This window comes from Halomonas sp. ALS9 (genome assembly GCF_001651035.1).
Classification (GTDB): Bacteria; Pseudomonadota; Gammaproteobacteria; order Pseudomonadales; family Halomonadaceae; genus Vreelandella.
In genome coordinates this window covers 715,312-726,975 of sequence record NZ_LXRG01000192.1, presented here as the reverse complement: position 1 = coordinate 726,975, position 11,664 = coordinate 715,312, and the positions used below count along the sequence as shown (strand labels likewise).

The 11,664-nt window shown below is 56.1% G+C and carries 10 protein-coding genes; 6 read left to right on the top strand and 4 right to left on the bottom strand.

Annotated features, from left to right (window positions below; genetic code table 11):
* Nucleotides 1–2: 2 nt before the first annotated feature.
* Both ispA and A6R74_RS17095 read right to left on the bottom strand, forming a co-directional pair.
* Complete coding sequence (ispA, locus tag A6R74_RS17100; RefSeq protein WP_064235664.1) at nucleotides 3–896, bottom strand: (2E,6E)-farnesyl diphosphate synthase; 894 nt, start codon at nucleotides 894–896, stop codon at nucleotides 3–5.
* Nucleotides 890–1,180 carry an exodeoxyribonuclease VII small subunit gene (locus tag A6R74_RS17095; protein ID WP_064235663.1) on the bottom strand — a complete coding sequence of 97 codons (291 nt, stop codon included), beginning with the start codon at nucleotides 1,178–1,180 and terminating at the stop codon, nucleotides 890–892. Before A6R74_RS17095 ends, ispA begins: the two co-directional genes overlap by 7 nt.
* A gap of 236 nt (nucleotides 1,181–1,416) precedes the next feature.
* Here A6R74_RS17095 and serA point away from each other — a divergent pair, with 236 nt between their 5' ends.
* The gene (serA, locus tag A6R74_RS17090; protein ID WP_064235662.1) at nucleotides 1,417–2,661 is read left to right on the top strand and encodes a phosphoglycerate dehydrogenase; all 1,245 of its coding nucleotides are present in this window, start codon (nucleotides 1,417–1,419) and stop codon (nucleotides 2,659–2,661) included.
* Between the two features lie 72 nt (nucleotides 2,662–2,733).
* On the opposite strand, the gene A6R74_RS17085 is transcribed toward serA, so the two are convergent.
* Complete coding sequence (locus A6R74_RS17085; protein ID WP_064235661.1) at nucleotides 2,734–3,423, bottom strand: pirin family protein; 690 nt, start codon at nucleotides 3,421–3,423, stop codon at nucleotides 2,734–2,736.
* Nucleotides 3,424–3,606: 183 nt separating this feature from the next.
* On the opposite strand from A6R74_RS17085, the gene trhO reads away from it, so the two are divergent.
* The 5 genes from trhO to ybiO all read left to right on the top strand — a co-directional run bounded on the left by trhO (nucleotide 3,607) and on the right by ybiO (nucleotide 9,487).
* Nucleotides 3,607–4,569 carry an oxygen-dependent tRNA uridine(34) hydroxylase TrhO gene (trhO, locus tag A6R74_RS17080; RefSeq protein ID WP_205634204.1) on the top strand — a complete coding sequence of 321 codons (963 nt, stop codon included), beginning with the start codon at nucleotides 3,607–3,609 and terminating at the stop codon, nucleotides 4,567–4,569.
* Between the two features lie 86 nt (nucleotides 4,570–4,655).
* Complete coding sequence (locus A6R74_RS17075; RefSeq protein WP_064235660.1) at nucleotides 4,656–5,489, top strand: enoyl-CoA hydratase; 834 nt, start codon at nucleotides 4,656–4,658, stop codon at nucleotides 5,487–5,489.
* 145 nt (nucleotides 5,490–5,634) lie between these two features.
* Nucleotides 5,635–6,456, top strand: coding sequence for an IclR family transcriptional regulator domain-containing protein (locus A6R74_RS17070; RefSeq protein ID WP_064235659.1), 822 nt, complete (start codon nucleotides 5,635–5,637; stop codon nucleotides 6,454–6,456).
* A gap of 28 nt (nucleotides 6,457–6,484) precedes the next feature.
* Entirely contained in the window at nucleotides 6,485–6,916 is a 432-nt protein-coding gene (locus A6R74_RS17065) for a YqaA family protein (protein WP_064235658.1), read from the top strand.
* A gap of 171 nt (nucleotides 6,917–7,087) precedes the next feature.
* Nucleotides 7,088–9,487, top strand: a complete 2,400-nt coding sequence (gene ybiO / locus A6R74_RS17060) for a mechanosensitive channel protein (protein WP_064235657.1) — start codon at nucleotides 7,088–7,090, stop codon at nucleotides 9,485–9,487.
* Between the two features lie 221 nt (nucleotides 9,488–9,708).
* Here ybiO and A6R74_RS17055 read toward each other — a convergent pair whose 3' ends face one another.
* Nucleotides 9,709–11,550: a DUF3413 domain-containing protein gene (locus A6R74_RS17055; protein ID WP_064235656.1), complete on the bottom strand. Its 1,842-nt coding sequence runs from the start codon at nucleotides 11,548–11,550 to the stop codon at nucleotides 9,709–9,711.
* Between the last annotated feature and the right edge of the window lie 114 nt (nucleotides 11,551–11,664).

The window sequence follows — 11,664 nt, the reverse complement described above, 5'->3', positions numbered from 1 at the left end:
CTTTAGTGGTCGCGCTCGATCATATAGTGGGCTAAGTCGGCCAGCGGTGCAGCACGTTCGCCCAGTGGGGCGAGCGCGGCAATGGCCTCGTCAATCAGGCTGTGCGCTTTGCGTTGAGCGCCTTCTAATCCCAGCAGGCTGGGGTAGGTGGGCTTGGCTCGTGCGGCATCGGCGCCTGACGTTTTGCCTAGGGTAACGGTGTCGCCGGTCACATCCAGGATATCGTCGTGAATCTGAAAGGCTAGACCAATGGCGCGGGCGTAGCGAGTAAGCGCGTCTAAGCGGGGGTCATTGTCTTCAACGGCTACCAGGCCCCCCAAGCGCACAGCGGCGACAATGAGGGCGCCAGTTTTATGGGCGTGCATGTGGGCTAGGGCGTCCACATCCGGGTGGCCGCCGACGGCGTCTAAATCCAGCGCCTGCCCCGCCACCATGCCATCACGTCCAGAGGCGGAGGCCAGGGTGTGCACCAAATGGCCCAGCCGCGGGTGTGCATTGCTGGCCAGCACTTCGAAGGCTAGCGCCTGCAGAGCGTCGCCGGCCAGAATCGCACTCGCTTCATCGAAGGCTTTATGCACCGTAGGCTGGCCGCGGCGCAGGTCGTCGTCATCCATAGCGGGTAAATCATCATGGATCAACGAATAGGCGTGGATTAACTCGATGGCGGCGGCAGGGGCGTCCAGCGCCTCATCTTCCGCGCCTAACGCATGCCCGGCCATATATACCAACAGCGGGCGCAGGCGTTTACCACCCGCCAGCAGGCCGTGGCGCATGGCGGCTTCAAGCCGAGGCGCTACCGCTGGGCGGCTATCAAACAGCGCCGCTAGCGTGGCGTCTACCCGGGCATTGCTGGTCTGGCGCAGGGTGGCAAGCTGGCTAGGCTGCATGGCTACCATGGGGGCGTCTCCTTGCTGTCATCCTCGGCCGCATCCTTGGGGTCGTCGGGGCCAGCGAAGGGCGCTACGTTTAAACGCCCTTCGCTGTCTTCACTCAACGCCCGCACCTTGAGTTCGGCGCTATCCAGACGCTGTTGGGCATCGCGGGTCAACCGCACGCCTTGTTCAAACGCGGTCAGTGCATCTTCCAATGAGAGCTCGCCTGACTCGAGACGTTCAACGATGGATTCGAGTTGCTCAACCGTCGCGGCAAAGTCCTGCGGGGGTGGTGTCGTGTCGCTCATTGGGGGTGCCTACAAACCGGTATTTTTAAAATAGGCCCACAGTATACACCGAGGCTGGGGGGCGGCGTCTGCCCTCTTCAATACAGCGTGTTGCGCGACTTGCGGTTCATTCATCGTCAGCACGCAGACTTTTCATCATTCACACCCGGCCTGAACGACGCGGGCTGTGCTACGATATGCGCCTCCCGTGAACCGATACACGGCGCATGCCGCCGACCATAGAGGTTGATTCAGCCATGGCCAAAACGTCCCTGGACAAGAGCAAGATCAAGATCCTGCTACTCGAGGGCGTCCACCAGAGTGCGGTGGACAATTTTCACAACGCCGGTTATGAAAATATCGAGCATCTGCCCACATCCCTTGATGAAGACGCGCTGATTGAGAAGATCCGCGATGTTCACTTCATCGGTATTCGTTCCCGCACCCAGCTAACGGAACGCGTGTTCGAGGCGGCGGAGAAGCTGGTGGGCGTTGGCTGTTTCTGTATCGGCACCAATCAGGTCGATTTAACCGCGGCGCTTACCCGCGGTATCGCGGTGTTTAACGCGCCGTACTCCAACACCCGTTCGGTGGCCGAGCTGGTGCTGGCAGAAGCGATTATGCTGCTGCGCGGTATCCCCGAGAAAAACGCCCGTGCCCACCAGGGTGGCTGGTTGAAGTCTGCCAAGAATTCCCACGAAGCGCGCGGTAAAACCCTCGGTATCGTTGGTTACGGTAGCATCGGCGCGCAGCTTTCGGTACTGGCTGAATCGCTAGGCTTTAACGTTATCTTTTACGATGTCATTGCCAAGCTGGGCATGGGTAATGCCAGCCAAGTGGGCAGCCTTGAAGAGCTGCTGGGCCGTTCCGATGTGGTCAGCCTGCACGTGCCGGATCTTGCCTCTACCCGTTGGATGATCGGTGCGAAAGAGATTGCCGCCATGAAAGATGGCGCTATCCTGATTAATGCCGCCCGCGGCAGTGTAGTAGAAATTGAGCCACTGGCGGATGCCATTAAAGCAGGCAAGCTAAACGGTGCCGCAATTGATGTCTTCCCGGTTGAACCGAAAGGTAACGACGAGGAGTTCCAGAGCCCGCTACGTGGCCTGGAAAACGTGATTTTGACCCCGCACGTGGGTGGCTCCACCCTGGAAGCTCAGGAGAACATCGGTATCGAAGTGTCAGAAAAACTGATCACTTACTCCGATAACGGCACCACCGTGACCTCGGTCAACTTCCCCGAAGTGGCACTGCCCGCTCACCCGGACAAGCACCGTTTGCTGCACATTCACGACAACGTGCCGGGCGTGCTGTCGCAGATCAACCGTGTGTTGTCTGAAAACGGTATTAACATCTCCGGTCAGTATCTGCAGACCAACGAGAAAGTCGGTTACGTGGTGATTGATGTAGATAAAGCCTACGGCCCCCAGGCGCTGGAAGCGTTGAAAAAAGTAGACCACACGCTGAAGATTCGTGCGCTCTACTCGGCGCAAAATAGCTAAAACGTCGTTAGTCAAAAAGGCGGTAAAAAAACGGCGCCTCTTAGGAGGCGCCGTTTTAGTTGGTGTCGGTAATCAAGCAAAGTCAAACAACAGCACTTCGCCCGCTTCTTTCCCTGTCAGATTGATCGACTCCTCCGGCTGAAACGCCGCGGCGTCACCTGCGCTCAAGGTCTCCCCGTTAACGTCCATTTCGCCATTCACTACATGCAGCCAGGCGTAGCGTGAAGGGGGAGGTGCTACCTGTTCGCCCGCGCTAAACAGGCCCGAGTATAGGTTTAGGTCTTGATTAATACTCACCGACCCATCGCGCCCTTCTTGAGAAGCCACTAGGCGCCACTGCCCTTGACGCTCGGCGGTAGGAAAGGCTTTCTGCTCGTAGCTGGGTTTAATGCCGAGCTGTTTGGGTTCAATCCAAATCTGCAAAAAGTGCAGCTCGTTCTGCTTGGAGTGATTGAACTCACTATGCAGTACGCCAGTGCCTGCCGACATGCGCTGAACATCGCCTGGGCGCATCACTTCGCCGTTGCCCATGTTGTCTTTGTGCTCCATCTCACCTTCCAGTACGTAGGAGATAATCTCCATATCCCGGTGAGGGTGGGCGCCAAAGCCATGGCCGCCCGTTACGCGGTCTTCATTGATCACGCGCAGGGCTCTAAATCCCATATGCTTGGGATCCATATAGTTGGCGAATGAAAAGGTATGGAAAGAGCGTAGCCAGCCGTGGTCAGCGAAGCCCCGCTCATTAGAACGACGAATAATCATGATGTTCTCCGCAAGTTGCGTGAGGGAATAGTGACAATATACGCCTCACAGCGGCTGCGTGGGGTGAAGCTTTCAGTAAGGTTGTGTCGAATAAATCGACGTTTTCCAGTGCAGATTGCGCTAAAATATGCGCGTCTTTTAACCCGGTCCGTCCTTTACGAGGATGACTACCTGGAGCTTTGCATGTCTGTATCCATCCCGATGTCTACCCCAATGCCGCCCATTGTGGTCGCGGCGCTATATAAATTCGTCACCCTCAACGACTTTGAAGCGCTGCGTGAGCCGCTGCGCCAAACCATGCTGGATAACGGCGTAAAAGGCACCTTGCTGCTCGCCAAAGAGGGTATTAATGGCACGGTAGCGGGCAGCCGCGAGGGTATTGACGCGCTGCTTACCTGGCTGACAGCTGATCCACGCTTAGCCGATATTGACCACAAAGAGTCTTACTGCGACGAGACGCCGTTCTACCGCACTAAGGTCAAACTCAAAAAAGAGATCGTCACTCTCGGCGTGCCCGATATCGACCCCAACGACACCGTGGGTACCTACGTCGAGCCGGAAAACTGGAACGACATCATCGCCGACCCGGAAGTGCTGGTGATCGATACCCGCAACGATTACGAAGTGGCCATCGGTAGCTTTGAGCGTGCAATCGATCCTAAAACCACCACTTTTCGCGAATTTCCCGAGTACGTGCGCGAGCACTACAACCCGGAAAAACATAAGAAAGTAGCGATGTTCTGTACCGGCGGCATCCGCTGCGAAAAAGCCTCCAGCTTTATGCTTAAAGAGGGCTTTGAAGAGGTCTACCATCTTAAAGGCGGCGTGCTGAATTACCTGGAAAAAGTCCCCGAAGAGCAGTCGCTATGGCGCGGTGAGTGTTTTGTGTTCGATAACCGGGTCACCGTTCGCCACGACTTGAGCAAAGGCGAGTTCGAACAGTGCCACGCCTGCCGCATGCCGATTTCAGTCGAGGATATGCAGTCTTCAGCCTATGAGCCGGGCATTAGCTGCCCACACTGCATCGATTCATTGCCGGAAAAAACCCGTGCAGCGGCACGGGAACGTCAGCGCCAAATTGATCTAGCCAAACAGCGCGGCGAGCCGCACCCATTAGGCCGCGATACCCGCCTAATGAAAAAATAAGCGAGTGCACCGTAGGCAAGCATCGTGCACAAGCCTTGTAGGCTAGACTGATGGGCAAAAGTGTTACTCAAAACCAGGAGTTCACCATGCCCATCACCTCTGACAGACCCTCTTCTGAAGCCCCTTCTGAAGGATCATCTTCAACCGCTCCCATTCTGCAGCGCCTTGATCATCAAGGTGTTGTGACGCTGATAATGAGCGCGCCTGAGCGCTTTAATGCGCTCTCGGAAGCCATGCTGGGAGCACTTCATGACGCCCTGACCGAGATTGCTGACGATAGCAGCGTGCGCTGTGTCGTCCTCGCGGCGGAAGGTAAAGCCTTTTGCGCCGGGCATGATCTGAAGCAGATGCGCGCCAACCCTGATAAAGCCTACTACCAAGCGCTGTTTGCCCGTTGTAGCGAGGTGATGCAGGCGATTGTCCACCTGCCGGTACCGGTCATCGCCAAAGTGCAGGGTATTGCAACCGCCGCGGGCTGCCAACTGGTGGCAAGCTGTGACCTGGCTGTCGCTGCCCGCAGTGCCCGCTTTGCTGTTTCGGGTATCAACGTTGGTCTGTTTTGCTCCACCCCAGCGGTAGCGCTCTCCCGCAACGTTGCACGCAAGCGCGCCATGGAGATGCTACTTACTGGAGAGTTTATCAACGCCGAGAAAGCCGCCGAGTGCGGGTTGATTAACCGAATAGCTGAAGAAGATACGTTGGATGAGGTAACTACTCAGCTGACCGATAGTATCTGCGCTAAAAGCGCCGTGGCGGTGCGCACCGGGAAAGCCATGTTTGCCCGCCAACTCACCATGCCACTTGATGAAGCCTACGCCTTTGCCGGAGAAACCATGGCCTGCAATATGCTGGCCGAGGATGTAGGAGAGGGGATCGATGCCTTTATCGCCAAACGTCCACCGTACTGGCGGCATCGCTGAATGAATGGAATTCGTTTCCGTAAACGCGACAACGGCGGCATTGGCACGTTATCCTGATGCTCTTTGTGTTCCAGGAAAAGCACCTCCGAAGAGAGATTCTTTTAAGGGAGTCGCCTCCAGGAGATAGCGAGTAGGAGAGAACCAGGTGAGTGAAGCTAAACGCAGGACGGTTGGTCGTCCGGCGAGTACCGCCAAAGCCAGCGGAGGCCATAGCCAGTCGCTGGTGCGTGGTTTAACGCTGCTGGAATATCTATCAGCCAGCCCGCTTGGGTTAGCCCTTTCAGAAGTGGCAGAGATGGCCGAATTAGCGCCCTCTACCACCCACCGGCTGCTGCAAGCCTTGCAGAGCCAGGGCTTTGTGACCCAGGAGAACGAACAGGGCCTGTGGCGTATTGATGTCAAAACCTTCCGTATCGGCAATAGCTTTCTTGAGGCTCGCGACGTGGTGGCCACCAGCCGTCCCTTTCTGCGCCGTTTAACCGCGGAAACCGGTGAGACCGCGAATTTGGGCATTCGCGATGGAGCGACGGCGGTGTTTCTCGCTCAGCACGAGTCCCCGCAGATGATGCGCATGATCACTCGCCTAGGCTCCCGCGCGCCGCTGCACGCCTCTGGGGTGGGTAAAGCGCTGCTGGCGTGGATGGCCGATGACGAGCGGGCTCAACTGCTGGATGGTCACGAGCTGGCAAGAGTGACCGCCAATACGCTCTATCAGCCCGATACCTTACATGTGGAAACGGGGCAAATTCGTGCCCAAGGCTTTGCCTGCGACCGTGAAGAGCATGCCGTTGGCCTGCACTGCGTGGCCGCCTGTGTGTTCGATGAGCACGGTGCACCGCTGGCGGCGATTTCGGTTTCAGGCCCTGTAGCGCGAATCCCAGAAGCGCGTTTGCTAACCTTGGGTGCGCTGGTGCGCCAAACGGCTGATGAAATAACCCAGCAGCTAGGTGGACAGGTGCCGCGCTAACGCGGGCCGCTAAGATCATGGCAACACCATGCTAAGCCTGTTTTTTGTCGCCCTGGTCAGCGCAACACTGCTTCCCGGTGGGTCGGAAGTGTGGCTGGCGCGGTTGTGGTGTCTTGGCGAGTCGCCGCTGGGTCTGTGGTGGGTGGCAACGGCAGGCAATACCCTCGGTAGCATGATTAACGTGGTGATGGGCCGTTACGCACGCCAGTTTCAAGATCGCCGCTGGTTTCCTGCATCGCCGCGCAGCTTGGCGCGCGCAGAAGGTTGGTATCATCGCTTTGGCGAGCTGAGCCTGCTGATTTCCTGGGCGCCGATTATTGGTGACCCGCTCACCGTGCTGGCTGGCGTGTTCCGACTTCCTTGGTGGCGTGCGCTAGCGTGGATTGTGGTCGCCAAAGGTGCACGTTACGCCGTAGTTTTACTATTGGCACAGCAGTGGCTAGTGCCGCTGTGCCAGTAAAACGCCTTATTAATCAAGCCATGTTATCCTGTACAACTTTTTAACAAGCTGGCTTGTTAGTATAAAGTGTCAGAGTAGAGTGTAAGCAGTATCGGAAGTCTAATGTTAGTTTGCGGAACATCGGGCAGCCGTTAGATTGAACACAACACTCACCCAAAAGGAGGTTTAGGTGTGAAGCCACTTCGTTTAATACCCTGGCTAGGTGTCTGGCTGTTGGCAATGATTGTCTTAATGGCCACGCCAGCAATGGCGCAGAGCGGGCCGAGTGAATCGGCTAGCGCGGACAGCTCAGAAGCGACCACAGAGGCGGCGCCTACTTCTTACGAGGCCTTGGCGAACCTGTTAGCAGATGAGCAGTCACGGCAGGAGTTGATTGAGATATTGCGCAATCAAGCCTCAGCGCTGCCCGCAGGTGTGGCCAGCGAACTTTCGCCAGAAGCCGCTGCCCAGGGCGGTGAGATAGCGCCTGAAGATGTCTCATTGCCGCGCCAGTTAGCTGAACTCACCAGTCGTGTAGTCAGCGATGTGGGGGGGCAGTTTGAGCAAGTGGTTAGCATCGTGGGTGGTCTGTTCTCTGGTGGGGAGGCAGACAGTGTCTTTGATATGGCGGCGTTCACCAGTGCGGCGATCAATCTGGGTATCGTCATTGTCACCACCTTTGCGATGTTTATGATTTTCCGCCGCCTCGCCAAACCGCTGTTTACCAAAATCAGTGGCTGGTCACTAAATGGCAATAACTTAACCCCCGTACTGCGCTTGATTGCCTGCGTAGCGATTGCGGTGGTTATCGATGTACTGCTTGTCGGTTTGGCCTATGTGGGCGGTAATTTAGTGGCGACGTTTGCGGTTGGGGAAACCGGTGAACTTTCGACTCGTGCCTCGCTGTTTTTAAATGCGTTCTTAATTATTGAGCTGCTTAAAGCCGCTGTGCGGATGCTGTTCTCGTCGCGCTACGAAGGGCTGCGCCTACTGCCTATTTCCGCCCAAGAAGCCTCCTATTGGAACCGCTGGTTGGCCCGTTTGATCGGCATGGTCGGTTACGGCCTGATGGTGGTCGTACCGCTGGTCAACTTCTATGTGGCGGCCTCGCTAGGTCAAGCCGTCGGCACGCTGATTATGCTGTTGGCGTTTATCTACGCGGTGGTTGTGGTGCTGAGAAACCGCGCCCGCCTGCGCGACAACATGAACGAGATAGCGGCAAAGACAACCTTAACCGCCAGCCGCGTCTCGATGCAGCTGTTGGCCCGTACCTGGCATCTGTTCGCGCTGCTGTATTTCTTGATCGTTTTTGTACTAACGCTTACGCGCCCCGGCGATGCGCTGCCGTTTGTGATGTATGCCACTCTGAAGTCGTTGGCCGCGATTGTGGTGGGGCTGTTGGTGTCGTCTTTTCTTACTCAAACCATTGGCCGCCGTATCACGCTGTCAGACGACTTGCGGCGTAAGCTACCTTTGCTTGAAAAGCGTCTAAATAGCTACGTTCCCAATGCGCTACGCGTGCTGCGTACGATCATTCTGATCGTGGTTATCATGGTGGTACTGAACGCCTGGGGCGCCTTTGATCTTGCTGCCTGGTACGCCTCTGAGCGCGGAGCCAACCTGGTCGGCAACCTGACCAGCGTCGCGGTGATCTTGATTGTAGCTATCGCCGTTTGGCTGGGGCTGGCGAGTTTGATTGAGCATAAGCTCAACCCTGAGACTGGCTACGGCGAACCTTCGGCGCGGGCGAAAACGCTGCTCAGCCTGTTCCGCAATGCGCTGGCGATCGCCATGGTGACGATTACCGGTATGATCGTGCTGTCGGAAATTGGTATCAATATCGGCCCGCTGATTGCTGGTGCCGGTGTGCTGGGTCTGGCGATTGGTTTTGGTGCTCAGAAACTGGTGCAGGACGTCATCACCGGGGTGTTTATCCAGGTAGAAAACGCCATGAATACCGGCGATGTGGTGACGGTAGGCGGTATAACAGGAACCGCCGAACGGCTTAGTATCCGCTCCGTCGGTATTCGTGATCTATCGGGAACCTACCACATCATCCCTTTCTCCAGTGTGGATACCGTTTCTAACTACATGCGTGAGTACGGCAACCATGTAGGCGAGTATGGCATTGGCTATAACGAAAGCATCGATGAAGCCATTGAGCAGCTCCAACTGGCCTTTGAAGATCTTAAAGCTAGCGAAGAGCATGGCCATAAGCTGTTAGCCGACCTGACGGTAGCTGGCGTTGTCGCGCTGGCAGATAGCTCTGTGAATATCCGTGTGGTGATCAAAACCACGCCGGGCGACCAGTGGGCCGTTGGCCGTGCCTACAACCGTCTGGTTAAGTTGCGCTTTGATGAGGCGGGTATCGAAATACCTTTCCCGCACACTACGCTCTACTTTGGCGACTCCAAGAATGGTAAGACCCCGCCTGCACCCGTGCAGGTAGTGGAGTCAACCGCTGAAGAGAAGAAGACGGAAGAAGCACCCGTGGCGACACCCGTGGCTAAAAGCGACCCTAAGAAAGGGGTGCAGCAAACCGCGGATGCTGATCACATTAAGCCTGACCAAGATGACGTTGACGAAAAATAAACCTTGGTTGTGGAGATTGGTAGCGAGGCCGCCTTCGGGCGGCCTCGCTGCGTTTGCGCCTTGCCTGGCGTTGTCTCTTAGGGTGTTTCTGGAAACGAACTCTCTGCACGCCCTGCAAGGGGAAGCGCTAGCCGAAAGTTAAAGCGGTTGCGCATAATCAGCTTTGGATGTGTTTCCTGATGTCTATTTCCATCAGGCAATTGCTCGACGTCTTCCTCCCTTCACCGATAGAAGCGTGATAAGGCTTGAAGTACTTGAGTTGAGGCAACCGGGTCGGGGCGTAATTCGTCAAGCTCATTCATTTGGTAATCATAGACCTCAAAAGTACCGGTTGGGTGCACAGCGATCTGGTAATCGGGTAATAGGATACCGTAGCCCATGTAGCTCCCTGAAAGCATCCACTCACGCTTCGTCTCGCGATCCAACAGGCTGTGGCCTAGGGTATAGCGCTCGGGCGCAGTTTCACAGCCAAGTACCTCTTCGAGCAGCGTTGGCGCAATATCAGCATGGTGCGTGCGCCGGGTGATTTCTTCACCCGCGTGCCCCGGCAAATGCATGACCAGCGGCACCTTTACTTGCTCCATTGTGTAGTTGCTACCATGGCCCCAGTAGTTCTTGCCGTGCTCGTTGAAAGATTCGCCATGATCTGCAGTGATCACCACGGTGGTATCGTCCAGCAGTCCTTTGGTGTCCAGGTCGTCAAGCACGCGGCCCAACTGTTGATCTACATAGCGTGCTGCCGTCCGATAGCGATTCCAGTAAGGTTCTGGGTCGAACTCCGGGCTTAGAAGCATATGATTGATGCTTTCCCAGTAAGGGGTGAAGCGGGGAAAGTCGGGTGGATGGCTGTATCCATGCACGGTGTCATAGAAAAGAAAGCTGAAGAAGGGGCGATTATCTGGATTCTGGTTCTCCTCTTCTGCCCACGCTAGCCAATCGTTGGTGATTTGAAGGTCACGCTCCCAAGGTTCGCCTTGGGCTGGCTGGAGCGAGACATCGTCCAATCCGGCAAAGACGTTGCGGTCGAAGGCGGGGCTAACAAGGGTAGCTGAGGAGAGCACCTTGAAGCGGTAGTTCTGCTCTTTTAGGGTCTCCATTAACACCGGCGGTGTCTGACTGGCAGTAAAGGCGTCCCAGTAGTTCACCGGCAAACCGTAGAAAAGGCTGAATACCCCGGCCTTAGTGGAGTTGCCTCCACTGATATGCTCGTTAGCCTTGATCCAACCTGGCTGGTTGGCATAGCGATAGAGGTTCGGCATTACTTCAGGGTTTAGCATGTCATGGCGCAGTGTATCCAGGACAACGAGCATTAGATTGTCTGGCGAAGCGGGTGGCTGACACGATAGCGGAGCGATGGGGTAGATCAGGTCTTGCTCGCCGCCTGGCGCTGCCTCCAGATCCACGGCATCGCGTACTGCCTGGGCATCTACCCAACCCTGCTCGACGAAGAAACGTTTAGCGGTGGCCGGATAGAAAACCGGCACATGACGGGTCATGCCTGTGATCTCACGGTTATAGTGAGCATCTGCCCAGGCATGCCAGCCATGCACACTGAGAAGGGCGACGACATTGATGGCCAGCACCGACCACACAGGCCAAGATAGCGAACGTTTTCTCAACAGTCTTCCTATGACGCCTTGAAGCGCCAACATGCCCAGAGCCCCGCCGATGACCAGACTCCAAGCTACCCAGGAAAAGCTGAAAACATCGCCGCCAGCGTTGAGCAGTAAGTCAAGAATAAAACCGCTTAGATGGAAGCGATACTGGGCGTAGACAAAAGTATCCAGCAGGAGAAGCAGTTGCAGGGCACTGGCCCACAGCGTCGTTACCAGCCATAACCACTTGCCTCGAATAACGCTCGCCAATAGGAATAACGGCAGAGCGCCCAGCCAAATCAACAGAGACAAATGGCCGAGGAAAATCAGTAGGAGATAGCCCCATTGCGTTGCCCCATCCGGATCGATATAGGGAATATAACGACTTGCGATTAACCAACCCAACAGCAGATTGGCGAGAGTCCAGGCAGCGAGCCAACGCCAGTGAAGAAAAAGCTTCGCGATCATGGGGAGATAATCCAGAACAATTAAACGTTAACCCGAGGAGTTCCTAGTGGCCGTGGGGGTGAAGCGGAAAGCGGCAAAATAGTAACCCAGCTGCGTAGGTTACCCAAGTGATGC

What these genes read in the sequence shown, in the direction of transcription:
- ispA (WP_064235664.1), bottom strand. Translation starts at nt 896, where the DNA reads ATGGTAGCCATGCAGCCTAGCCAGCTTGCCACCCTGCGCCAGACCAGC.
- A6R74_RS17095 (WP_064235663.1), bottom strand. Translation starts at nt 1,180, where the DNA reads ATGAGCGACACGACACCACCCCCGCAGGACTTTGCCGCGACGGTTGAG.
- serA (WP_064235662.1), top strand. Translation starts at nt 1,417, where the DNA reads ATGGCCAAAACGTCCCTGGACAAGAGCAAGATCAAGATCCTGCTACTC.
- A6R74_RS17085 (WP_064235661.1), bottom strand. Translation starts at nt 3,423, where the DNA reads ATGATTATTCGTCGTTCTAATGAGCGGGGCTTCGCTGACCACGGCTGG.
- trhO (WP_205634204.1), top strand. Translation starts at nt 3,607, where the DNA reads ATGTCTGTATCCATCCCGATGTCTACCCCAATGCCGCCCATTGTGGTC.
- A6R74_RS17075 (WP_064235660.1), top strand. Translation starts at nt 4,656, where the DNA reads ATGCCCATCACCTCTGACAGACCCTCTTCTGAAGCCCCTTCTGAAGGA.
- A6R74_RS17065 (WP_064235658.1), top strand. Translation starts at nt 6,485, where the DNA reads ATGCTAAGCCTGTTTTTTGTCGCCCTGGTCAGCGCAACACTGCTTCCC.
- A6R74_RS17055 (WP_064235656.1), bottom strand. Translation starts at nt 11,550, where the DNA reads ATGATCGCGAAGCTTTTTCTTCACTGGCGTTGGCTCGCTGCCTGGACT.